Source organism: Micromonospora sp. NPDC047740 (genome assembly GCF_043204735.1).
In the GTDB taxonomy this organism is placed as follows: domain Bacteria; phylum Actinomycetota; class Actinomycetes; order Mycobacteriales; family Micromonosporaceae; genus Micromonospora.
Genome location: NZ_JBIDCT010000005.1, coordinates 91,670 through 114,381, shown reverse-complemented (window position 1 = coordinate 114,381; position 22,712 = coordinate 91,670). Strand labels below are relative to the sequence as shown.

The following is a 22,712-nucleotide window of genomic DNA, read 5'->3' as shown; positions in this document are numbered from 1 at the left end:
ATCGCGACTGAACAAGATAGTGTCGCGACTGTGTCAGGCAGCCCGGTCCAGCGCCACCTCCCGGGCGTCGAGCCCCGCGCCGGCCGCCACCACGGCCGCCCCGGCCCGGGCGGCGAGACCGGGTCCGGCCGGCACCGCGAGACCGCGGCCGGGCAGCGCCGCCGCTCCGACGGGCGCCGGCAGGAGGCCACCCAACGGGGCGGGCCGGCCGAGGGCCACCGGCCGGGCCGGCGTCAGGTGGACCACCGACTCGGCGGCGCGGGCCAGCAGCCGCCGGTCCGCGTCCTGGGCTGGGTGCAACGCGGCGGCCACCACCACCGACACGGTCAGGTCCCGGGCGGCGAGCACCCGGCACACCGAGGCCCAGAGCGTCTCCTCGCCGAGGAACGCGGCCAGGGTGGTCGGGTCGCCGGCGTACCGGTAGTCGATGCGGAGCGGGACGATCGGCGCGTCGGCGTCCACGGCGGCCTGGAACATGGCCGGCCGGAACCCGCCCCGCGGCCGGCAGTCGGCGGCCTCGCCGCACCAGGTCGTGCCCTCGGGGAAGACCGCCACCGGAGTCCCGGCGCGCAGCGCGGCGGCCACCCGGCCGACGGTGGCGGGCAGGTCGCGCGGTCGCGACCGGTCCACGAAGACCGCGCCGGCCGCGGCGGCCAGCGGGCCCACCACCGGCCAGTCCCGGACCTCCCGCTTGGCGAGCATCCGGGCCGGGGCCACCGCGAGCACCGCGAGGATGTCCAGCCAGGAGACGTGGTTGGCGACCAGCAGAGCCGGCCGGCGCGGCGCCCGGCCGCGGACCACCAGCCGCACGCCGAGGGCGCGCAGCGTCCCCCGGGCCCAGCCGCGCAGCGCGGCCTGGCGATCCCGGGCGGGCAGCACCGGCAGCAGCACGGCCAGCCCGACCCCGGCCAGGAGCATCCCGACCACGCCGAACAGCCGGGCCACCCGGCGCGGGCGCGACACGGTGGACCCGGTGGCGGCGGGCAGGCACCACGACCCGCAGCCCGAGGTCGGCCGCCACAGCTCCGCGGCGGTCACGAGATCCCCCCGCCCAGGAAGTGGCGCAGGTAGCGGGGGTTCATCCGGTCCAGCGAGAGCAGTACGTAGAAGTCGGCGCAGTCGAAGTCCGGGTCGTACGCCGGCTCGCCGCAGATCCAGGCGCCGAGCCGCAGGTATCCGCGGAGCAGCGGCGGGACCAGCGCGTGGCGCTCGGCCGGCGACAACTCCAGCTCGGCGCGCCTGTCGCCGCGCTGCGACCTGGAGCCCTCGGCCGTCAGGGTGGCCGGGTCGACGGCGGCCGGCGCCTCGGCGAACCACGGACGGCGGGGCGCGACCCGCAGCGGCGGCGGGGCGAGGTGGCGGGCGGTGGCCTGGGCCCAGACCTCGGCGACCGCCGTACCGCCGTCGGCCACCGGCACCGAGGCGCAGCCGCCGAGCCAGCGCGACCCGCGCAGGTGCAGGTAGCGGGCGATGCCGGCCCACATCAGGTTGATCACGGCGCCGGAGCGGTGGTCCGGGTGTACGCAGGAGCGGCCCGCCTCGACCAGGTCGTCCCGGAGCGGGGCGAGCGCGGTCAGGTCGAACTCGCCCTCGGCGTACCGGCGGTCCGTGCGGCCGGGCGGCAGCAGGCGGTACGTGCCGATCACCTCGTCGGTGCCCTCCCGCAGCACGACCAGGTGGTCGCAGTGGGCGTCGTACTCGTCGGTGTCGAGTCCGGCGGCCCCCGGCTGCAGGGTCGCGCCGAGTTCGGTGGCGAACACCTCGTGACGGAGGCGTTGGGCGGCCGCGACCAGCGCCGGGTCGTCGGCGATCAGCAGGGTGTATCCGCTGGTCGTGAGGGGTGCGCCAGCGGCGTGCAGAACAGCCATGGCTACCTGTGTAAGGGGCCCGGGTTGCCACCCCCGGGGACGAAGGGTGTCGATCCGGTGAACGCCAGCCCACCGCCTGCCACCAGCCGCACCGATCATGGCGTTGGCCGCACGTTTCGTCCGGTTCGTGACCGCCAACCTCATGATCGACGGGATGTGGCGGTGGGGCGGGTGGGGCGGCGTGGGAGGCTGGCCGGGGCGGGGTGGGCCAGGGGCCTGCGGGCGGGGGCTGGGGCAGGGTTGGAGGAATTGGATGATCATTGAGTCCCGCTTCCACGGGCCGGCCGGTTCGGGCAACGGCGGCTGGAGTGCCGGGGTCTTCGCGGCGGCGGTCGACGACCGGGGGCCGGTGGAGGTCACCCTGCGCAAGCCACCTCCGCTGGAGACCCCGCTGGCCGCGGTGGACGGCGAGGTACGCGCCCCGGACGGCCAGGTGATCGCGCAGGTACGCCGGGTCGAGGAGTTCACCGCCGTGGTCCCGCCGGTGGACCGGCCCACCGCGGCGGCCGCCGCGAAGGCGTACCCGGGGTTGGTGGAGCACCCCTTCCCCGGCTGCTACGTCTGCGGCCCGGAGAACCAGGACGGGCTCCGGATCTTCCCCGGCCGGTTGCCGGACGGCCGGACCGCGGCGCCGTTCCGGGCCCCGGCCGAGGTGGTGCCCGCGACGGTCTGGGCAGCGCTGGACTGCCCCGGCGGCTGGGCGGTGATCGCGCCGGGCCGCCCGTACGTCCTGGGGCGGATCGCGGCGGTGGTCGCGGCGCTGCCGCGTCCCGGCGACGAATGCGTGGTGACCGGGGCGATGGTCGGCGGGGAGGGCCGCAAGGCCGAAGTCCACTCCAGCCTCTACGGCCCGGACGGCGCCCTGCTCGGGTACGCCCGCGCCACCTGGATCGCCCTGCCACCGGCCTGACTCATCCCTGGGGATGATCGCCTCCTGCCCCCGAGGGAGGAGGCCGTACGCATCGCGCCTGATTGACCGGCTTGCACGGGGTTGCCAGGCTGTGCCACGGCGCCCCCGCAACGGCGTCCCCACCGGCGCGCCCGCGCGCCGTGCCAGGAGAGGAGAACGATGTCCGACGGGCAGTGGAGCCCCAGCACCGGGACCGGCCAGATCGTGGTGTCCGGACTGACGAAGCAGTACAAGAACGTCCGGGCGGTCGACAATCTGTCCTTCACCGTCGAGCCGGGGCGGGTGACCGGCTTCCTCGGCCCGAACGGCGCCGGCAAGACGACCACCCTGCGCATGCTGCTCAACCTGGTCACGCCGACCGCCGGCGAGGCCACCATCGGCGGCCAGCGGTACGCCAACCTGGCCGACCCGCTGCGCTCGGTGGGCGCGGTGCTGGAAGCGTCCAGCGCGCACAAGGGCCGCACCGGGATCAACCACCTGCGGGTGATCTGCGCCGCGGCCGGCCTGCCCCGGCACCGGGCCGACGAGGCGCTCGCGCTGGTCGGACTCACCCCGGCGGCGAAACGCAAGTTCAAGGGCTACTCGCTGGGCATGAAGCAGCGACTCGGGATCGCCGCCGCGATGCTCGGCAACCCACAGGTGCTGATCCTCGACGAGCCAGCCAACGGCCTCGACCCGGAGGGGATCCGCTGGATGCGCGGCTTCCTTAAGGGGCTGGCCGCCGAGGGCCGGACCGTGCTGGTCTCCAGCCACCTGCTCTCCGAGATGCAGCTGCTCGCCGACGACGTGGTGATCATCGCGGCCGGCCGGCTCATCCGACAGGGGCCGGTGGATCAGGTGATCGGCTCGATGACCCACGGCGCGCGGGTGCGGGTACGCACCCCGCAGGCCGAGGAGCTGACCGCGGCGCTGCGCGAGCAGTCGGCCACGGTGGACGCCGACGGCCAGGGCGGACTGCTGGTCACCGGGGTGGACGCGCCGACCGTGGGCCGGGTGGCCCTGGCCGCCAAGGTGGAGCTGCACGAGCTGACCACCGAGCGCCCCGACCTGGAGGGGGTCTTCCTCGAACTGACGGCCGGAAAGGCGGAGATCCGATGAACCTGGTCCGATCCGAGCTGCTCAAGATCCGTACGACCAGCACCTGGTGGTTGCTGGGGATCGGGGCGTTTCTCGCCACCGCGGTGGCCTTCGCGGTGAACGCCTGGCTCGCGCACACCACGCTGAGCGGCCGGGGCGAGGAGATCGGGGTCACCGGCGAACAGGCGACCGCAGCGGCGCAGGCGGCAAACGTCTACACCTCCGGCCAGTACCTCGGACTGCTCTTCGTGATGCTCATCGGCATCCTGATGGTCACCAACGAGTTCTTCCACCAGACGGCGACCACCACGTTCCTCACCACGCCACGCCGCACCTCGGTGATCCTCGCCAAGCTCGGCGCGGCGTCGCTGCTCGGCTTCGGCTTCTGGCTGGCCACCACGGTGCTCGACCTGCTCGCCGGGGCGACCTTCCTGTCCCTGGACGGCCACGGCACCCAGCTCGGCGAGTGGGAGGTGCAGCGCGCTCTGCTGCTCAACCTGCTGGCGTACGCGATCTGGACCAGCCTCGGGGTGGGCATCGGGACGCTGATCCCCAACCAGCTCGGCGCGGTGATCACCGCAGCGGTGCTCTACCTGGTCGGCACCCAGATCGTGCAGCTGCTCTTCTTCCTGGTCTCCAACTGGCTCGACAACGAGGCCGTGATCAAGTGGCAGGTCGTCTGGCCGGCCGTCGCCTCCCAGGTGATGATCAGCGGGCAACCCAGCCAGTTCACTCCCGCATGGTGGGTGGGTGCCCTGGTGCTGGTCGGCTACGCCCTGGTCAGCGGGGTCAGCGGCGTCCTGATCACCCGGCGGCGGGACATCGCCTGAGCCGGATCCGGGGAACGGCCCCGGTGGGTGACCAGGCGTCACCGACCGGGGCCGTTCGTCGCATATCAGGAGTCGGTGGGATACGCAGCGTTTGCCAAACTTCTGGCATCTTCTGTGAAACGGAACACCAGCCGGAGGCGAGAATGCCTACGCCATTCGTACGGCGTAGCCTGGGAGCCGTCTTCCGTGCCCGGATTCGGGCCCGGGATGACACCGCGTGACCTTACGAACCCGCGTGAAAGAGGCGATCAGCGGCCGTGTCGACCCAGCAGACTTCGCAGGAGAACCCACTGGCGGGTTTCGGCCCGAATGAGTGGATCGTCGAGGAGATGTACCAGCGCTACCTCTCCGACCCCTCGAGCGTGGACTCGGCCTGGCACGACTTCTTCGCCGACTACAAGCCGGCCCCCGGCGCCGCCACTGCGCGCCCCGACGGCCAGGCCAAGCCGGCCGCGACGCCGGAACCCGCCGAGCAGCAGGAGGCGGTGGCCACGGTGACCCAGCGGCCGGCCGCCGAGCGGCCCGCCGCGAAGCCGGCCGCCGCGGCCAAGGCCGCCCCGGCCCCCGCCAAGCCTGCCGCCGCCAAGCCCGCGCCGGCCGCCAAGGCCGCCCCGGCCAAGCCGGCCGCCAAGGCCCCGACCGTGAGCGCCGCCGGCACCACCCCGCTGCGCGGGGTGGCCGCCAAGATCGTGCAGAACATGGACGCCTCGCTGGCCGTGCCGACCGCCACCAGCGTGCGCGCGGTCCCGGCGAAGCTGCTGGTCGACAACCGCATCGTGATCAACAACCACCTGGCCCGCGGCCGCGGCGGCAAGGTGAGCTTCACCCACCTGATCGGGTACGCGCTGGTCCGGGCGCTGATCGAGCACCCGGAGATGAACAACTCCTACGCCGAGGTCGACGGCAAGCCGGCGATGGTCCGACCGGAGCACGTCAACCTCGGCATCGCCATCGACCTGGCCAAGCCGGACGGCTCCCGCAACCTGGTGGTGCCCTCCATCAAGGCCTGCGAGCAGATGGACTTCCGTCAGTTCTGGCAGGCGTACGAGGACGTGGTCCGGCGCGCCCGCCGCAACGAGCTGACCATGGAGGACTACGCCGGCACGACCATCTCGCTGACCAACCCGGGCGGCATCGGCACGGTCCACTCGATCCCGCGCCTGATGCAGGGGCAGAGCGCCATCATCGGCGTCGGCGCCATGGAATACCCGGCGCCCTACCAGGGCATGAGCGAGGCGACCCTGGCCGAGCTGGCGGTCAGCAAGATCATCACGCTGACCAGCACCTATGACCACCGGATCATCCAGGGCGCCCAGTCCGGCGAGTTCCTCAAGGTGATGCACGAGCTGCTGCTCGGCGAGCTCGGCTTCTACGACGAGATCTTCACCTCGCTGCGCATCCCGTACGAGCCGGTGCGCTGGGTGCGGGACGTGGCCGTCGACAGCGAGGGCCAGATCAACAAGACCGCGCGGGTGCACGAGCTGATCCACGCGTACCGGGTGCGCGGCCACCTGATGGCCGACACCGACCCGCTGGAGTTCAAGATCCGCAAGCACCCGGACCTGGACGTCCTCCAGCACGGGCTGACCCTGTGGGACCTCGACCGGGTGTTCCCGGTCAACGGGTTCGCCGGCAAGCAGCGGATGAAGCTGCGCTCGATCCTCGGCGTGCTGCGCGACTCGTACTGCCGCCGGCTCGGCATCGAGTACATGCACATCCAGGACCCGGAGGAGCGGCGCTGGCTCCAGGAGCGGGTCGAGCGCAAGTACGAGAAGCCGACCCCGGACGAGCAGAAGCACGTGCTCAACCGGCTCAACGCGGCCGAGGCGTTCGAGACCTTCCTGCAGACCAAGTACGTCGGCCAGAAGCGCTTCTCGCTGGAGGGCGGCGAGTCGCTGATCCCGCTCCTCGGCGAGGTGCTGGAGTGCTCCGCCGAGGCCGGGCTGGACGAGGTCGTCATCGGCATGGCCCACCGCGGCCGGCTCAACGTGCTGGCCAACATCGTCGGCAAGCCGTACGAGAAGATCTTCTCCGAGTTCGAGGGGCACCTCGACCCGCGCTCCACGCAGGGCTCGGGCGACGTGAAGTACCACCTCGGCCAGAACGGCAAGTTCACCACCCCGGACGGCGGGCACGCGGTCAAGGTCTCGGTGGTGGCGAACCCGTCGCACCTGGAGGCCGTGGACCCGGTGCTGGAGGGCATCGTCCGGGCCAAGCAGGACCGGATAGACCTCAAGCTGGAGGGCTACACCGTGCTGCCGCTGGCGGTGCACGGTGACGCCGCGTTCGCCGGTCAGGGCGTCGTCGCCGAGACGCTGAACCTGTCCCAGCTGCGCGGCTACCGCACCGGCGGCACCGTGCACGTGGTGGTGAACAACCAGGTCGGCTTCACCACCGCCCCGGAATACAGCCGGTCCAGCCTCTACAGCACCGACGTGGCCCGGATGATCCAGGCGCCGATCTTCCACGTCAACGGCGACGACCCCGAGGCCGTCGTCCGGGTGGCCCGGCTCGCCTTCGAATACCGCCAGGCGTTCAACAAGGACGTCGTGATCGACATGGTCTGCTACCGCCGGCGCGGGCACAACGAGGGCGACGACCCGTCGATGTCCAACCCGCAGATGTACCAGATCATCGACTCGAAGCGGTCGGTCCGGAAGCTCTACACCGAGGAGCTCATCGGGCGGGGTGACATCACCGTGGAGGACGCGGAGGAACTGCTGCGCGACTACCAGGCGCAGCTGGAGCGGGTCTTCAAGGCCACCCGCGACGCCGCCACCACGCCGCGGCAGCTCAGTCGGCCGCCCCGGCTGGTGGAGCCGGAGCCGCAGGTCGAGACCGCGACCGGCGCGGCCGTCGTCAAGGCGATCGGCGAGGCGCACGTCAACCTGCCGGAGGGCTTCACCCCGCACAAGCGGATCCAGCAGCTGCTGGACCGGCGGGCCCGGATGGCGGTCGAGGGTGGCATCGACTGGGGCTTCGGCGAGATCATCGCGTTCGGCTCGCTGCTGCACGACGGGGTCACCGTCCGGCTCGCCGGGCAGGACTCGCGCCGCGGCACCTTCGTCCAGCGGCACGCCTCGATCGTCGACTCGAAGACCGGCGACGACTACCTGCCGCTGAAGTCGCTCACCGGCGACGGCGAGCGGTCCCGCTTCTTCGTGCACGACTCGCTGCTGTCCGAGTACGCCGCGATGGGCTTCGAGTACGGCTACTCGGTGGAGAACGTCAACGCGCTGGTCTGCTGGGAGGCCCAGTTCGGTGACTTCGTCAACGGCGCCCAGTCGGTGATCGACGAGTTCGTCTCCTCCGGCGAGGTGAAGTGGGGCCAGCGCTCCGCAGTGACCCTGCTGCTGCCGCACGGCCACGAGGGCCAGGGCCCGGACCACACCTCCGGCCGCCCGGAGCGGTTCCTCCAGCTGTGCGCCGAGGACAACATGCGGGTGGCCATCCCGAGCACCCCGGCGAGCTACTTCCACCTGCTGCGCCGCCAGGCCCTCTCGCCGAAGCGGAAGCCGCTCGTGGTGTTCACGCCGAAGTCGCTGCTGCGGCACAAGCTCTGCGTGTCGCCGGTGGAGGACTTCACCACGGGCACCTTCCAGCCGGTCCTGCGGGACACCGCCGCCCCGGCGCCCGAGCAGGTGAAGCGGGTGCTGCTCTGCTCGGGCAAGGTCTACTACGACCTGTTCCAGGCCCGGCAGGAGCGGGGCGTCACGGACACCGCGATCATCCGGATGGAGCAGCTCTACCCGCTGCCGGTCGAGGAGATCCGGGCCGCGCTGGCGCAGTACCCGAACGCCGAGGACTTCGCCTGGGTCCAGGAGGAGCCGGCCAACCAGGGTGCCTGGTCGTTCGTCGCGCTCAACCTGCTGGAGCACCTGGACGGCGTCCGGCTGCGCCGCATCTCCCGCCCGGCCGCCGCCGCCCCGGCGGTCGGCTCGGCGAAGATGCACGAGGTGGAGCAGGGCGCGCTGATCGAGGCGGCCCTCCCCCGCCCGTGACCTGACCGCACCGCCAGCACCGGGGCAGCGACCGTACGACGGCCGCTGCCCCGGTCGCGTGGCGACCCTTTTCTTGTGAGAGGACGGATCATGTACTTCACCGACCGCGGCATCGAGGAACTGGTCGAGCGCCGGGGCGACGAGCAGGTCAGCATGGAGTGGCTGGGCGAACGGCTGCGCGACTTCGTCGACCTGAACCCGGAGTTCGAGACCCCGATCGAGCGCTTCGCCACCTGGCTGGCCCGGCTGGACGACGAGGACGAGGACTGACCGTGACGCATTGACGGTGGGCCGTTCCCTGGCGTCCACTGGAGAGCAGCGCGCAGGGTCCGCCGAGGACCCACGCCCCGCCCGACGCCAGGGAGGCGGAGATGGATCCCGAACTCCGCAAACCGCCGCAGGACGCGGTGACCGTACGCCACCTGCGTCTCGGCATCGGATCCGTCGGCATCGCACTGCCAGTCGTGCTGGTGGTCGGTCACCTGGTCGTGGCCCGCCGGCTCACCCTGCTCGACTCGCTCAGCGCCTACTACCACACCGAGATGCGCGACGTCTTCGTCGGCTCGTTGTGCGCCGTCGGGGTGTTCCTGATCGCCTACCGGTACCGCCGGCCGGACGACGCGCTGGGCAGCGTCGCCGGGGTCCTGGCGATCGCGGTGGCGCTCTTTCCCACCACCGTGGGTGCGCCGGCCGGCACCACCAGCCACAGCGATCGAACGGTCGGCGTGGTGCACCAGATCGCCGCCGCCGGGCTCTTTCTGCTCCTCGCGGTCTTCTGTCTCTTCCTGTTCACCCGCCCGGACCGGGTCGGGGTCCCGCCGTCCCGGTCGGCCGTCCGGTTCCACCGCCTCTGCGGCGGGCTCATCCTGCTGGCGATCACGTTCGCGCTGGCGAGCACCCGACTGCCCGCGGACCTGCGGCACACGCTCAAGCCGGTGCTGTGGTGCGAGACGGTCGCCGTGTTCGCCTTCGGGGCCGCCTGGGTGGCGAAGAGCGACGCGCTGTTCCGGGCCGCGGAGTCCATCGACGAGAGCGACGTCCGCCAGGACCCCCAGCCGGCCGCGCCAACCTCGTCCTGAGCGGGAAGGGGCCGTCGGCCCCGGGCACAAGGACCCGGGCGGGGGCCACCACGATCTTGTAGCGTGAGGTCGTGGCACGCAGCGTGTACCTGACCAGCGTGGGCTCGGGCGGGGGCAAGTCGACCGTCGCGCTCGGGCTGGCGGAGCTGCTGTCCCGGCAGGTCGAGCGGATCGGCGCGTTCCGGCCGCTGGTCGCGGGCCAGAGCCCCGACCAGATCCTGGCCCTGCTCACCGAGCGCTACCGGGTGGAGCTGCCGATCGACGCGCTGCACGGCTCGACGTACGCCGAGGCCACCGCGCTGGTCGCGGACGGCCGGCGGGAGGAGCTGATCTCCCGGATCGTCGCCCGCTACCGTGCGGTGGAGCGGCGCTGCCCCGCAGTCGTCGTGGTGGGCAGCGACTTCGCCGACGGGGACGGCGCCGGCCCGCGCGAGCTGGCGTTCAACGCCCGGCTGGCCACCGAGTTCGGCAGCGTCGTGGTGCCCGTGGTCGACGGGTTCGGCCAGCCGCCCGAGGCGGTCGCGGCGGCGGTACGCGGGGCGTACCACGACCTGGTGGACCTGGGGGCGACCGTGCTGGCGGTGGTCGCCAACCGGGTGCCCGGGCCGATGACCCTGCCCGACCTGCCCGTCCCCGCGTACGCGATCCCGGAGGTGCCGGCCGTGTCGGCGCCGACGGTGGCCGAGGTGGCGGCGGCGCTCGGCGCCACCCTGCTCGCCGGGGACGACGCCGCGCTGGACCGCGACGTGCTCGACTACGTGGTGGGCGCGGCGCACGTGCCCATCCTGCTGGACCACCTGACCGACGGCGCGCTGGTGATCACCCCCGGCGACCGGGCCGACCTGCTGGTGGCGGCGGGCGCCGCGCACGTGGCCGGGCAGGTCTCGCTGGCCGGGCTGGTGCTCACCCTCGGCGAGCAGCCCGACCCGCGGGCGATGCGGCTGGTCGAGCGGCTGAACACCGGGCTGGCCGTGCTGTCGGTGCCCAGCGACAGCTACGCCACGGTCGAGGCGTCCAGCCGGATCGAGGGCCGGCCCAGCGTGGCCAACCCCCGCAAGGTGGAGGCGGCGCTCGGCGCCTTCGAACGCTGCGTGGACACGGTCGACCTGGCCCGACGGCTCCGGGTCAGCCGCTCCACGCGGGTCACCCCGCTGATGTTCGAGAACGACCTGATCGACCGGGCCCGGGGGCAACGCCGGCGGCTGGTGCTGCCGGAGGGCACCGAGGAGCGCATCCTGCGCGCGGCGGAGATCCTGCTGCACCGGGGCGTCGCCGACCTGACCCTGCTCGGCCGGCCGGCGGAGGTCGCCCGGCGCACCCGCGAGCTGGGCGTCGACATCGGCGGCGCGCAGGTGGTCGACCCGGTCGCCAGCGAGTGGCGGGACGAGTTCGCCGCCGAGTACGCGCGGCTCCGCACGCACCGGGGCGTCACGCCCGAGCTGGCCCAGGACATCGTGGCGCAGCCCAACTACTTCGGCACGATGATGGTGCACTCCGGGCGTGCCGACGGCATGGTCTCCGGCGCCACCCACACCACCGCGGCGACCATCCGGCCGGTCTTCGAGATCATCCGGACCGTGCCGGGCGTCTCCGTCGCCTCCAGCGTCTTCTTCATGCTGCTGGCCGACCGGGTGCTGGTGTACGGCGACTGCGCGGTCAACCCGGATCCGGACGCCATCCAGCTCGCCGACATCGCCATCTCCTCGGCCGACACGGCGGCCCGGTTCGGCATCGAGCCCCGGGTGGCGATGCTGTCGTACTCGACCGGCGACTCCGGCTTCGGGGCGGACGTGGAGAAGGTCGCGGCGGCCACCAAGCTGGTCCGGGAGCGCCGGCCGGAGCTGCTGGTCGCGGGCCCGATCCAGTACGACGCGGCCATCGACCCGCAGGTCGCGGCCACCAAGCTGCCGGACAGCCCGGTGGCGGGCCGGGCGACCGTGTTCGTCTTCCCGGACCTGAACACCGGCAACAACACGTACAAGGCGGTGCAGCGCTCGGCCGGAGCGGTGGCGGTCGGCCCGGTCATGCAGGGCCTGCGGCGGCCGGTGAACGACCTGTCCCGGGGTGCCACCGTGCCGGACATCGTCAACACCGTGGCCATCACCGCCATCCAGGCCGCCGCGTCGTCGGAGGGGGTCGCGTGACCGATCGGGTGCTGGTGCTCAACTGTGGGTCCTCGTCGGTCAAGTACCGGCTGTACGACGGCGAGGAGGTCCGGGACAAGGGCAAGATCGAGCGGGTGGGTGAGCCGGGCGGCGGGCCGCCCGACCACGCGAGCGCGGTACGGGAGATCATCGACCGGCTCGACCTCGACGGGCTGGCCGCGGTCGGGCACCGGGTGGTGCACGGCGGCCGGCGGTTCAGCGAGCCGACGCTGATCGACGACCCGGTCCTCGCCGCCATCGAGGACCTGGTGCCGCTCGCCCCGCTGCACAACCCGGTCAACCTGGCCGGCATCCGGGTGGCCCGGGAGGTGCTGCCGGACACCCCGCAGGTCGCCGTCTTCGACACCGCGTTCCACCACACGCTGCCGGACGCCGCCGCCACCTACGCGATCGACCGGGACACCGCCGAGCGGTACGGCGTCCGCCGGTACGGCTTCCACGGCACCTCGCACTCGTACGTCTCCCGGCGCACCGCCGAACTGCTGGACCGGCCCTACGCGGAGCTGAACACGATCACCCTGCACCTGGGCAACGGGGCGAGCGCCTGCGCCGTCCGGGGCGGGCGGAGCGTGGCCACCTCGATGGGCCTGTCACCGCTGGAGGGCCTGGTCATGGGTACCCGCAGCGGGGACCTCGACCCGACGGTCATCTTCCACCTGCGCCGCGAAGCGGGGATGGGTGTGGACGAGATCGACGACCTGCTCAACCACCGCAGCGGCCTGCTCGGCCTGGCCGGGGCCAACGACATGCGCGAGGTGCTGGCCCGCCGAGACGCCGGGGATCCCGCCGCCGCCCTCGCCTTCGACGTCTACTGCCGCCGGATCACCGGGTACGTCGGCGCGTACTACGCGCTGCTCGGACGGGTGGACGCGGTCACCTTCACCGCGGGGGTCGGCGAGCACGCCTCGCCGGTCCGCGCCGCCGCGCTGGCCGGGCTGGACCGGCTGGGGATCGCCGTCGAGCCGGCCCGCAACGACGGCACCGGCGACCGGGTGATCTCCCCCGACGGGGCCGAGGTCACCGTCTGCGTGATCCGGACGGACGAGGAGCGGGAGATCGCCCGGGAGACCCGGGACGTGCTCGGCTCGCGCGGCTGAGGCGGCCGGCTGGCTGCCCGTCTTTTCGCTGGCCAGGGCGCGATCGATGCGGGGATCCCGGCCGTCTCGTCGGGCGCGGAATGTCGGACGGCTGCTGCCACGATCGCCGGCGAGGGCTCAGCTGAGCGCGAGCCAGGCCACCACGGCGACCACCACCACGGCGACGCCGATGCCAGCGATCAGCGGCAGCCGGGACGGCGCCTCCGCCGCCGCTGCCGTGTCGGGCGACTCGACGAAGGCACGGAACTGCGCGGTGTTGCCGCTCGGGTCGGTGTAGTTCTCAGCCATGCGCGTGACCCTAGCGAAGCTCGTCCAGCCGGAGGCTGTTCCGCCGGGCTGGCGACCACAACACGGTCCGGCCGGTGGAGGCGCGTCGGCCAGGTGGTGACTGTGCTCGGTCCGGACGTCCGGGCCGCACCGGCCACCCGGCCGCCTACCGTGAAGTGGTGAGGGTGCAGCGGCTGGTCGCCGCGCTGGTGACGGCGCTGCTCGCGGGATGTGGTCCGGCCACCGCGACGACCCGCGGTGCGGCCGCACCCGCCATCCCAGCCGCCCCCGAGCCGACCTACCCGGTCGGCGTGCGGCAGTTCGTCGTCGACGCGGGCGGTCCCCGGCCGCTGCCGGTCACCGTCTGGTACCCGGCATCGACCGGCCCGCTGTCGACCCCCACCGCCCTGCCGCCGACCTCGACCATCCCCCCGTCGACCCGCACCGCCGCGCCTAGCGCCCCGGGGGCGGAGACCGGGCCGAGCGTACGGGCCGGGGCGCCGGTGGCCGCCGGACGGTTCCCGGTGGTGATCTACAGCCACGGGCTGCGCAGCCTTCCCGAGCTGCACGCCCCGCTGACCACCCGCTGGGCCGCCGCCGGCTTCGTGGTCGCGGCGCCGACCTTCCCGCGTACCAACCTGCGGGCGCGGGACTTCACCCGGGCGGACGTCCGCAACCAGCCCGCCGACGGCTGGCGGCTGATCCGCCACCTGGTACGCCTCGACGCCCGCCGCGGCGACCCGCTCGCCGGGCACCTCGCCGTCAACCGGATCGCCGCGGCCGGACACTCGGCGGGCGGCTTCACCACGGCCGGCATGTTCACCTCGGGGCATCCGGCCCGGCTGCGCTCCGGGATCGTGCTCGCCGGCGGCGGGCTGGCCGGCAGCTTCGCCGGTCCGGTGGCGCCGCTGCTGTTCGTGCACGGGGCCGCCGACCCGATCGTGCCCGAGTCGGTCGGCCGGGCCGCGTATGCCCGCGCGGTCGGGCCGGCCGCCTTCCTGAGCCTTCGCGGTCAGGGCCACGGCGAGTACCTGATCCCGGGAAACCCCGGCTTCCCGCAGGTCCTCGCCACCACCATCGACTTCCTCCGGTGGACCCTCTACGACGACCGGGCCGCCCTACGCCGCCTCCCCACCGATGCCCGCCTCCCTGGCGTCACCACCCTGACCAGCCGCCTCCCCGGCTGACTGGGCCGCTCGCCGGGTGGGTAAGGCCCTCGGCCCACGCCGGCTCGGCGACATCGTGGTGTCGACCGGCCCCGGCCCCCGCCACATCGCCGACCTGACGTCGAGCATGACCAGGCCGAGCGGGCGCGGGCTGAGCGGGCGCGGGCTGAGCGGGCGCGGTCCGCCGCTGGGCGGTAGCGTCACCGCGTGGACGGGGACGGGCTGGCGGGACGGCAACTCGACGCGATCCGCGAGGTGACGGCGCTGGCCGGACGGGCCGGCATCGCGGTGTGGCTACGCGGCGGCTGGGCGATGGACTTCCACCTCGGCGTGGTGACCCGGCCGCACGTGGACGTCGACTGGTACTGCTGGCGGCACGACGCCGACGCACTGTCGGCCCTGCTCGCCGGGGCGGGCTGGCGACCCGACCCGCGGATGCCGGCCACCACCCAGCTCGACGTGGGCCGGGACGACGTCGAGCTGAGCTTCGCGTACCTGGACCGGGACGCCGAGGGCCAGGTGGTGGTCGGCGCCGGGCCGTGGGCCGGCACCCCGCTGCCCGAAGGGATGCTGGACGCCCGGCCGGGCCGCATCGGCCCGCTGGCCGCGCCGATCATCAGTGCCGCCGCGCAGATCGAGTTCAAGGAGATGTTCCCGGTCTGGATGCCCGCCCGGCCCCGCCGCGCCAAGGACGCCGCCGACCTGGCCCGCCTCCGGAGCAGCCGATCCGACGGCGGCGGGTGACGGCCAGCTCGACCAGATGCCGGCCGATCGGGCCGGATCGCGAGGCAGAATCGTCTTCATGCTCCGTCGCCGTGCCGCCCTGGTCGCCGCCGCCGTGCTCAGCGCGGGTCTGGCCGGCTGCTCCGGCGGGACCGTACTGCCCGAGCGAGCCGCACCGGCCCCGTCGCCCACGGCGACCACGCCGGCGCCGCGGGCACCCACCGGGCACGCCCCCACCGAGAGCTTCGCCGTCGGCGTACGCCAGCTCAAGCTGAACCGCGACGGCGACCGCGCCCTGCCGGTGACCGTCTGGTACCCGGCCCGGGGCGCGGCCGGCGGCGCGCCCGAGCGCTCGGCCGCGGCGGCGGCCGGGCGGTTTCCGGTGGTGATGTTCAGCCACGGGCTGGGTGCCCGGCCGGAGGACTACCAGCTGCTGCTTGGCCGCTGGGCGGCGGCCGGGTTCGTGGTGGCCGCGCCGCGGTTCCCGCACACCGGGGCGGGCGGCGACGGCAACGTGCTCGACGTGCTCAACCAGCCGGCCGACGTGTCGTACGCGCTGACCCAGGTGCTCGCCCTCGACGCGAAGGCGGACGACCCGCTGCACGGCCGGCTGGACACCGAACGGGTGGCCGCGGCGGGGCACAGCGCGGGCGGGGTGACCACGATCGGGCTGTTCACGGCGGGCCGGGACGACCGGCTCGACGCGGGCATCGTCTTCGCCGGTACGGCGCTCGGCGTCGGCACCGCCTTCGCCGGTGCGGCCGCCCCGCAGCTGTTCGTGCACGGCGAGGCCGACGAGGTGGTGAGCTACGCCTCCGGCAAGGCCGCCTACGACGCGGTGCCCTGGCCGAAGGCGCTGCTCAGCCTGCCGAAAGGCGACCATGGCCGAGCTCTGCTCACCGACGGCGCGGCGCTGCGGGTGGTCGCCGACACCACCGTCGAGTTCCTGCGCTGGACGCTCTACGGCGACGCGGCGGCGAAGCAGCGCCTCCCCGCCGACGCCACCCGCGGCGGCCTCGCCACCCTCGACGACCACCTCTGACGCATCCGCGCCGCGCCCCGTCAGGCGGTGTGGTCGATGACCACCTTGCCGAAGACGTCGCCGGAGGCGAGACGGGCGAAGCCGTCCTCGATCCGGCTGAACGGCACCACGCAGTCGACCACCGGTCGCACCTCGTGCTCGGCGCAGAACGACAGCAGTTCGGTGAGCTCGTCCGGGGTGCCCATCGAGGTGCCGAGGATCTCCAACTGCATGGCGAAGACCCGGCGCAGGTTGACCTTGGGCTCGTGCCCGGCGGTGGCGCCGGAGACCACGATCCGGGCCATCGGCGCGGCGGACTTCAGCGAGTGGTCGAAGGTGGCCGCGCCGACCGTCTCGATCACCACGTCGACCCGCTCGGGCAGCCGGGCGCCGGGCTCCAGCGCGGTCGCCCCCAGCTCGGTGATCCGTTCCCGCTTGGCGGCGTCGCGGCTGGTCGCGTACACCCGCTTGCCGAGCGCGACGCCGAGTGCGACGGCCGCGCTGGCCACCCCGCCGCCGGCCCCCTGGACCAGCACCGACTCGCCCTCGTCGACCCGCCCCTTGGTGGTGAGCATCCGCCACGCGGTGAGCCAGGCCGTGGGCAGGCAGGCCGCGTCGGTCGCCGACAGGCCCACCGGCAGCGCCAGCAGGTTCATCCGGGGTACGGCCACCCGCTCGGCGAACGTGCCGGGGAAGTGCTCGGAGAGGATGGAGACCCCGCGCGGGTCACCCGGGGTGGGCACCACCGGGTAGATGACCACCTCGTTGCCGTCCGGGTCGGTGCCGACCGCGTCGCAGCCCAGGATCATCGGGAGCTGGTCACCGCTGAGGCCCACCCCGCGCAGGGACCAGAGGTCGTGATGGTTGAGCGAGCTGGCCCGTACCTGCACGGTGACCCAGTCCGGCTCGGGTCGGGTCGGCTCGGGACGGTCGCCGACGGTGAGCGCGGCGAGCGGGCTGTCGGCGTCGAAGGCCGAGGCATAGGCGGCACGCATGATCGGCACGGTAACAAGCTGAGCGCCCGTTAAGAAGGGGCCCTTCCTGTGCGAAATGCAATAAGAAGGGCCCTTCCGTGGACTCAGCGGCGGGCCACCCCGTCCCGGCGGGCCGCCTCGGCGACGGCCTCGGCGACCGCCGGGGCGACCCGCGGGTCCAGCGGAGACGGCACGATCGCCTCCGGAGTCAGCGACTCGGCGACCACCCCGGCGATGGCGTCGGCGGCGGCCACCTTCATCCCGTCGGTGATCCGGGTGGCCCCGGCGTCCAACGCGCCCCGGAACACCCCCGGGAAGGCGAGCACGTTGTTGATCTGGTTGGGGTAGTCGCTGCGCCCCGTGGCGACCACCGCGACGTGCCGGGCCGCCACCTCGGGGTGCACCTCGGGCGTGGGGTTGGCCAGCGCGAAGACGATGCCGCCCGGGGCCATCCCGGCCACCGCCGCCTCGGGGATCTGCCCGCCCGAGACGCCGATCAGCACGTCCGCGTCGCGCAGCGCCTCGGTAATGTCGCCCTGCCGGCCGTCCGCGTTGGTGGTCTCGGCCAGCTCGGCCTTGGTCCCGGTCAGCTCGCGGTGCCGGCCGAGGATGCCCTTGGAGTCGCAGACCACCACCTGGTCCGGGTTCACTCCGCCGGCGATCAGCATCCTGGTCACCGCGACGCCAGCCGCACCGGCCCCGCTGACCGCCACCCGCAGGTCGCCGAGCTTGCGGTTGAGCAGGGTGGCCGCGTTGCGCAGCGCGGCCAGCACCACGATCGCGGTGCCGTGCTGGTCGTCGTGGAAGACCGGGATCGGTAGCGCCTCGTCCAGCCGGCGTTCCACCTCGAAGCAGCGTGGGGCGCTGATGTCCTCCAGGTTGATCCCGCCGAACGACGGGGCGAGCGCCCGGACCGTCGCCACGATCTCGTCGACGTCCTGGGTGTCCAGGCAGATCGGCACCGCGTCCACGCCCCCGAACTGCTTGAACAGCACCGCCTTGCCCTCCATCACCGGCAGCGCCGCGCGCGGGCCGATGTTGCCCAGACCCAGTACGGCGGAGCCGTCGGTGACCACGGCGACGGTGTGCGACACCCAGGTGTAGTCGTCGACCAGTTCGGGGTCGGCGGCGATCGCCTCGCACACCCGGGCCACCCCCGGGGTGTACGCCAGGGAGAGATCCTCCCGGCTGGTGAGCGGGACGGTCGAGGTGACGGCCATCTTGCCGCCGGCGTGCAGCCGGAAGACGGGATCGGCGGGGTCCGGAGGGGCGGAAGACATGGTGACTCCTGGATCTGTCGAGCAGACGGACCGGCCGGCTCGGCGCGCGGTGGTCAGCGGCCAGCGGGGCGGCGGTGCGGGGGTCACCCGGGCACTTTCCGAGCATAGTGGCGCACCCGTCACCGGGGTGTGAGCGGGGTCATATCCATTCCTGCCGACCTTTGACCAGCCCGGGATGCGGCCAGTAACGGACCACCACCCGACCCCGGACGTCCGCCACCCCGTACGCCCGGGAGTCGTCGGTGACCAGGTCGTTGTCGCCGCGTAGCCACCATCCGCCGTCCTGCGGGCGGACCGCGCGCTTGACCACGAGCAGGTCGGGGCGGCTCCGGAAGACCGCGACCACCACATCGCCGGGGCGGACCGGCCGGCCGCCGGTACGCACCAGCACCGCGTCGCCGTGCCGCAGGGTCGGGGCCATGGACGGGCCGGTGACCAGCACCGCCGCCAGTGGGCCGCGCAGCACGGTCGGGTGGGATCCGTTCACCGCTCGCATCGGGTTTCACCTCCCGCCCGCCGGGGAGCATGTCCAGGAGTAATGTCGTCTCGGATCATCGCAAACATCCCATGGAGGACCCTGATGCGCCTTCCCCGCATCCTCACGCCCCGGGTGACCGCCAGCGCCCACTGCGACCTGCCCTGCGGCGTTTACGACCCGGCGCAGGCCCGGATCGAGGCCGAGTCGGTCAAAATGATCTGCGAGAAGTACCAGGCCAACACCGACCCGGAGTTCCGCACTCGGGCGATCATCATCAAGGAGCAGCGGGCCGAGCTGGTCAAGCACCACCTGTGGGTGCTCTGGACCGACTACTTCAAGCCGGCGCACTTCGAGAAGTACCCGCACCTGCACCAGCTCTTCAACGAGGCCACCAAGATGGCGGGCGCCGCCGGCGCCAAGGGCGCCACCGACCCGGCCAAGGCCGACGAGCTGCTGTCGAAGATCGACGAGATCTCGAAGATCTTCTGGGAGACCAAGCAGGCGTGACCCCGCCGCCTCCGGCACCGACGATCCGGCCGGCGCGTCCCGAGGACGTGCCGGCCGTCGTCGCGATGGTGCACGAACTCGCCGACTACGAGCGGGCGCCCGAGCAGTGCCACCTCACCGAAAAGCAGCTCACCGCCGCTCTTTTCGCCCCCGCGCCCGCGCTCTTCGGCCACGTCGCGGTGGATCGGGCCGACCAGCCCATCGGCTTCGCCCTCTGGTTCCTCAACTTCTCCACCTGGGCGGGCGTGCACGGCATCTACCTGGAGGACCTGTACGTCCGGCCGGCCGCCCGGGGCACCGGCGCGGGTCGCCAACTGCTCGCCACCCTGGCCGCGATCTGTGTCGAGCGCGGCTACCGGCGGCTGGAGTGGTGGATGATCAACTGGAACCCGGCGGCCCGGTTCTACGCGTCCATCGGGGCGAGCCCGATGGACGAGTGGGTCCCCTACCGCCTCGCCGGCACGGCGTTGCACCAACTCGCCGCGCAGGCGACGGCCGTCACATCCCCCGACGCCTGACCGGGTAGAGTCCCGCACCAGGGGGATGAGGGTGACTCAACTGACCGGCCAGCCGACGAGCGACGACGTCGTGCACCTCACCGTGCCCGCCGACGGCGGGTATCTCGGCGTGCTCCGCACGGCCACGGCCGGGCTCGCGGCCCGGCTCCAGTTCGCCCTCGACGAGATCGAGGACCTGCGCATCGCGGTCGACGAGGCCTGCGCCATGCTGCTCGCCATCGCCACCCGCAACGCCGAGCTGGAGTGCCGGTTCGCGGTGACCGAGGACGCGCTCACCGTCGAGGTGACCGTGCCGACGGTCCGGGGCGCGACGCTGCCCGCCGAGTCGTCCTTCGCCTGGAAGGTGCTCACCGCGCTGACCACCGCGGCGTCCGCCCAGGCCGGCGACGGCCGGGCCACCATCTCCCTGCTCACCCGCCGCGCCTCCGGCTACTGACCGCGCCGCTCGCGCGGGACTGCGTTCAGGGGGCGGACTCCGGCGTCAGCCGACGCCGAGGGCCCGGTTGGTCGGCGAGCTGACCAGCAGCCCGGTGACCCCGACACCCAGCGCCATCAGCGGCAGCCCCAGCCAGCCCAGCCCGCCCTGGATCATGTACCAGCCGACCGGTAGCAGCATGAGCTGGAGCACGATGGCGGGTGCCCGGGCACCGGCCTTCCGACGTACCAGGGCGCCGCCGAGGGCCCAGAGCGCCGCGGCTCCACCGATCGCGAACACCGTCACCAGCAGCGCCGAGGTCAGGTCGGTGGTGGGCGCGGTCAGGTCGGACCAGACCAGCCAGGCGGCGACCAGGCCGAGCGCCACCGCCTCAGCCCGTAGCAGGTGCACCGCCCAGCGGAGCGGGGCGGGGACCGGGTCGGAGTCGATCGTCACGGCGCCACGATACCCGTGGGTAGGCGCGGTACAGTGCCGCCCATGCGGGCCGTCCTGGTGGTCAATCCGAAGGCCACCACCACCAGCGAACGCAGCCGTGACGTCCTGGTCCGGGCGCTGCGCAGCGAAGTCGACCTGTCGGTGCGGTACACCCGCCGGCGGGGGCACGCCGTGGACCTGGCCCGGGAGGCCGCCGAGGAGGGCGTCGACCTGGTGGTCACGCTGGGTGGCGACGGCACGGTCAACGAGGTGGTGAACGGCCTGATGAGCGCCGAGCCGCCGACCTTCCGTACCGGGGACACGTCGGCGGAGCGGCTGCCGGCGCTGGCCACCGTGCCCGGCGGTTCGACCAACGTCTTCGCCCGCGCGCTCGGCCTGCCCCGGGAGTGGCCCGACGGGACCAGCATGATCCTGGAGGGGCTGCGCCTGGGCCGGTCCCGGACGATCGGCCTGGGCCGGGCGGACGACCGCTACTTCACCTTCTGCGCCGGCTTCGGCATCGACGCGGCGGTGATCCACCGGGTGGAGCGGGCCCGCCGGCAGGGCCGGGTCTCCACGCCGGCGCTCTACCTCCGGTCGACGGTCAGCCAGTACTTCCTGGCGTCCGACCGGCGCCACCCCAGCATCACGCTGGAGCGGCCGGGCGAGACCGCGGAGGCCGAGCTGGCCACCGTCATCGTGCAGAACACCGCGCCCTGGACGTATCTGGGCGAGCGGGAGATCAACCCGAACCCGGGGGCGTCCTTCGACCTCGGGCTGGACGTGCTGGCGATGCGGCAGCTGCGAGTCGCCAGCACGGCACGTACCGTGACGCAGTTCTTCACCCAGCAGCCCGACCCGCACGGCCGGCAGGCGCTCCGGCTGCACGACGTGTCGGAGTTCACCCTGCTCTCGGCCCGTCCGCTGGCCTTCCAGCTCGACGGGGACTACCTGGGCGAGCGGGAGAAAGTTAGATTCGCATCCATTCCGGCCGCACTGAGAGTAATCTGCTAGGCCTCGGGTACTCCCGTCCGTTGACACGGTGACCCACCGCTCCCCCCGCGGTGGGCGACGGCTTCAGGTCGCGGCGCGGCGGTCAGACGCGCCGAAGCCGAACTGGAGTTTGTCGGAGCCACGCCGACGAAAGGGTGCCGGAAATGTCAGCAATGTCACGCAGACTGTACTATATTGATCCTCGACTGTGGCACACCGGGTGACCAGAGCGCTCTGAAACCCGGACAAAAGGGTGGTGAGCCCGCTCACTGTTCGGAGTTTTTCCGAGCGGCACCCTTGACATCGCAGCAGTTCGTGAAAGTATTCACAAGCGAAGTCGTGTTACCGGGACATTGCCTGGATATGCTCGGCAGGTTGAGCCGTTCCAGCAGGTCCCCGGGCCCGCAGCCTGCTCACGCAGCGCCGAATTGATGGATGCTGACCGTCACCAATCGGCAATGCGGATGCATATAGGAAAAGCAACGAAGCGTTATCTGGCCCCCACTTAAGAATGAGGAGTGTTGCCGCCATGGACTGGCGCCACGATGCCGTCTGCCGCGACGAGGACCCGGAGCTGTTCTTCCCGATCGGGACGTCCGGTCCGGCCCTCCTGCAGGTGGAGCAGGCCAAGGCCGTCTGCCGGCGCTGCCCGGTGACCGACCAGTGCCTGCAGTGGGCGCTGGAGTCCGGTCAGGACGCCGGCGTCTGGGGCGGGATGAGCGAGGAGGAGCGCCGCGCGGTGAAGCGCCGCGGCGGTCTCCGGGTGCTGCGCGCTCACTCCGCCTGATCGCACCGCACAGCACGCCCCGGCCGGGTCCACCCGCCGGGGCGTCTTGCTGTCCAGCCCCCGGCTCCGTCCCCGGCGATCATGAGGTTGACCGCGGCCCGGACCGCGCCGAGCGCCGGCA

General features: G+C 73.0%; 23 protein-coding genes. 16 read left to right on the top strand and 7 right to left on the bottom strand.

Annotated features, from left to right (window positions below; all coding sequences use genetic code 11):
- Nucleotides 1-33 precede the first annotated feature (33 nt).
- Complete coding sequence (locus tag ACGF4F_RS11555) at nucleotides 34-1,038, bottom strand: lysophospholipid acyltransferase family protein (protein WP_357439968.1); 1,005 nt, start codon at nucleotides 1,036-1,038, stop codon at nucleotides 34-36.
- Complete coding sequence (locus ACGF4F_RS11550; RefSeq protein WP_357439965.1) at nucleotides 1,035-1,868, bottom strand: GNAT family N-acyltransferase; 834 nt, start codon at nucleotides 1,866-1,868, stop codon at nucleotides 1,035-1,037. The genes ACGF4F_RS11555 and ACGF4F_RS11550 overlap by 4 nt, the downstream gene beginning before the upstream one ends.
- 253 nt (nucleotides 1,869-2,121) lie before the next feature.
- Here ACGF4F_RS11550 and ACGF4F_RS11545 point away from each other — a divergent pair, with 253 nt between their 5' ends.
- From ACGF4F_RS11545 to ACGF4F_RS11510, 8 genes are all read left to right on the top strand, one after another.
- Entirely contained in the window at nucleotides 2,122-2,778 is a 657-nt protein-coding gene (locus tag ACGF4F_RS11545) for a hypothetical protein (protein ID WP_357439962.1), read from the top strand.
- Between the two features lie 159 nt (nucleotides 2,779-2,937).
- Nucleotides 2,938-3,876 carry an ABC transporter ATP-binding protein gene (locus ACGF4F_RS11540; protein ID WP_357439961.1) on the top strand — a complete coding sequence of 313 codons (939 nt, stop codon included), beginning with the start codon at nucleotides 2,938-2,940 and terminating at the stop codon, nucleotides 3,874-3,876.
- On the top strand, nucleotides 3,873-4,685 hold the full coding sequence (locus ACGF4F_RS11535; protein ID WP_357439958.1) for an ABC transporter permease: 813 nt from the start codon (nucleotides 3,873-3,875) through the stop codon (nucleotides 4,683-4,685). Before ACGF4F_RS11540 ends, ACGF4F_RS11535 begins: the two co-directional genes overlap by 4 nt.
- 257 nt (nucleotides 4,686-4,942) lie before the next feature.
- Entirely contained in the window at nucleotides 4,943-8,686 is a 3,744-nt protein-coding gene (locus ACGF4F_RS11530; RefSeq protein ID WP_357439956.1) for a multifunctional oxoglutarate decarboxylase/oxoglutarate dehydrogenase thiamine pyrophosphate-binding subunit/dihydrolipoyllysine-residue succinyltransferase subunit, read from the top strand.
- Nucleotides 8,687-8,776: 90 nt separating this feature from the next.
- Nucleotides 8,777-8,956, top strand: a complete 180-nt coding sequence (locus tag ACGF4F_RS11525; protein ID WP_357440187.1) for a DUF6104 family protein — start codon at nucleotides 8,777-8,779, stop codon at nucleotides 8,954-8,956.
- 101 nt (nucleotides 8,957-9,057) lie between these two features.
- A complete protein-coding gene (locus tag ACGF4F_RS11520) occupies nucleotides 9,058-9,765 on the top strand; it encodes a DUF998 domain-containing protein (RefSeq protein WP_357439954.1) in 708 nt (235 codons plus the stop codon).
- Between the two features lie 71 nt (nucleotides 9,766-9,836).
- A complete protein-coding gene (pta, locus tag ACGF4F_RS11515) occupies nucleotides 9,837-11,909 on the top strand; it encodes a phosphate acetyltransferase (RefSeq protein WP_357439951.1) in 2,073 nt (690 codons plus the stop codon).
- Nucleotides 11,906-13,027 carry an acetate kinase gene (locus tag ACGF4F_RS11510; RefSeq protein WP_357439948.1) on the top strand — a complete coding sequence of 374 codons (1,122 nt, stop codon included), beginning with the start codon at nucleotides 11,906-11,908 and terminating at the stop codon, nucleotides 13,025-13,027. Before pta ends, ACGF4F_RS11510 begins: the two co-directional genes overlap by 4 nt.
- Before the next feature lie 117 nt (nucleotides 13,028-13,144).
- On the opposite strand, the gene ACGF4F_RS11505 is transcribed toward ACGF4F_RS11510, so the two are convergent.
- A complete protein-coding gene (locus ACGF4F_RS11505; RefSeq protein ID WP_357439946.1) occupies nucleotides 13,145-13,315 on the bottom strand; it encodes a hypothetical protein in 171 nt (56 codons plus the stop codon).
- A 158-nt stretch (nucleotides 13,316-13,473) separates the two neighbouring features.
- Between ACGF4F_RS11505 and ACGF4F_RS11500 the strand changes: the two genes are divergently transcribed.
- The 3 genes from ACGF4F_RS11500 to ACGF4F_RS11490 all read left to right on the top strand — a co-directional run bounded on the left by ACGF4F_RS11500 (nucleotide 13,474) and on the right by ACGF4F_RS11490 (nucleotide 16,225).
- The gene (locus ACGF4F_RS11500) at nucleotides 13,474-14,481 is read left to right on the top strand and encodes an alpha/beta hydrolase (RefSeq protein ID WP_357439943.1); all 1,008 of its coding nucleotides are present in this window, start codon (nucleotides 13,474-13,476) and stop codon (nucleotides 14,479-14,481) included.
- A gap of 186 nt (nucleotides 14,482-14,667) precedes the next feature.
- Nucleotides 14,668-15,204 (top strand): nucleotidyltransferase domain-containing protein, encoded by a 537-nt coding sequence (locus tag ACGF4F_RS11495; RefSeq protein WP_357439941.1) that lies wholly within the window; start codon nucleotides 14,668-14,670, stop codon nucleotides 15,202-15,204.
- 58 nt (nucleotides 15,205-15,262) lie between these two features.
- Nucleotides 15,263-16,225 carry a chlorophyllase gene (locus ACGF4F_RS11490; protein WP_357439938.1) on the top strand — a complete coding sequence of 321 codons (963 nt, stop codon included), beginning with the start codon at nucleotides 15,263-15,265 and terminating at the stop codon, nucleotides 16,223-16,225.
- 20 nt (nucleotides 16,226-16,245) lie between these two features.
- Here ACGF4F_RS11490 and ACGF4F_RS11485 read toward each other — a convergent pair whose 3' ends face one another.
- From ACGF4F_RS11485 to ACGF4F_RS11475, 3 genes are all read right to left on the bottom strand, one after another.
- Nucleotides 16,246-17,208, bottom strand: a complete 963-nt coding sequence (locus ACGF4F_RS11485; RefSeq protein WP_357439936.1) for a zinc-binding dehydrogenase — start codon at nucleotides 17,206-17,208, stop codon at nucleotides 16,246-16,248.
- Nucleotides 17,209-17,282: 74 nt separating this feature from the next.
- Nucleotides 17,283-18,458, bottom strand: coding sequence for an NADP-dependent malic enzyme (locus tag ACGF4F_RS11480; protein WP_357439933.1), 1,176 nt, complete (start codon nucleotides 18,456-18,458; stop codon nucleotides 17,283-17,285).
- Nucleotides 18,459-18,597: 139 nt separating this feature from the next.
- Nucleotides 18,598-18,954 (bottom strand): S24/S26 family peptidase, encoded by a 357-nt coding sequence (locus ACGF4F_RS11475; protein WP_393076926.1) that lies wholly within the window; start codon nucleotides 18,952-18,954, stop codon nucleotides 18,598-18,600.
- 84 nt (nucleotides 18,955-19,038) lie between these two features.
- On the opposite strand from ACGF4F_RS11475, the gene sodN reads away from it, so the two are divergent.
- The 3 genes from sodN to ACGF4F_RS11460 all read left to right on the top strand — a co-directional run bounded on the left by sodN (nucleotide 19,039) and on the right by ACGF4F_RS11460 (nucleotide 20,397).
- Complete coding sequence (gene sodN / locus ACGF4F_RS11470; RefSeq protein ID WP_073834713.1) at nucleotides 19,039-19,443, top strand: superoxide dismutase, Ni; 405 nt, start codon at nucleotides 19,039-19,041, stop codon at nucleotides 19,441-19,443.
- Nucleotides 19,444-19,508: 65 nt separating this feature from the next.
- Complete coding sequence (locus tag ACGF4F_RS11465) at nucleotides 19,509-19,961, top strand: GNAT family N-acetyltransferase (RefSeq protein ID WP_357440184.1); 453 nt, start codon at nucleotides 19,509-19,511, stop codon at nucleotides 19,959-19,961.
- A 31-nt stretch (nucleotides 19,962-19,992) separates the two neighbouring features.
- Nucleotides 19,993-20,397, top strand: a complete 405-nt coding sequence (locus tag ACGF4F_RS11460; RefSeq protein ID WP_357439927.1) for an ATP-binding protein — start codon at nucleotides 19,993-19,995, stop codon at nucleotides 20,395-20,397.
- Nucleotides 20,398-20,442: 45 nt separating this feature from the next.
- Here ACGF4F_RS11460 and ACGF4F_RS11455 read toward each other — a convergent pair whose 3' ends face one another.
- Nucleotides 20,443-20,832: a hypothetical protein gene (locus ACGF4F_RS11455; RefSeq protein ID WP_357439926.1), complete on the bottom strand. Its 390-nt coding sequence runs from the start codon at nucleotides 20,830-20,832 to the stop codon at nucleotides 20,443-20,445.
- Between the two features lie 42 nt (nucleotides 20,833-20,874).
- Between ACGF4F_RS11455 and ACGF4F_RS11450 the strand changes: the two genes are divergently transcribed.
- Both ACGF4F_RS11450 and ACGF4F_RS11445 read left to right on the top strand, forming a co-directional pair.
- Entirely contained in the window at nucleotides 20,875-21,825 is a 951-nt protein-coding gene (locus ACGF4F_RS11450; protein ID WP_357439923.1) for a diacylglycerol kinase family protein, read from the top strand.
- 508 nt (nucleotides 21,826-22,333) lie between these two features.
- Nucleotides 22,334-22,591: a WhiB family transcriptional regulator gene (locus ACGF4F_RS11445; RefSeq protein ID WP_073834718.1), complete on the top strand. Its 258-nt coding sequence runs from the start codon at nucleotides 22,334-22,336 to the stop codon at nucleotides 22,589-22,591.
- Nucleotides 22,592-22,712: the final 121 nt, after the last annotated feature.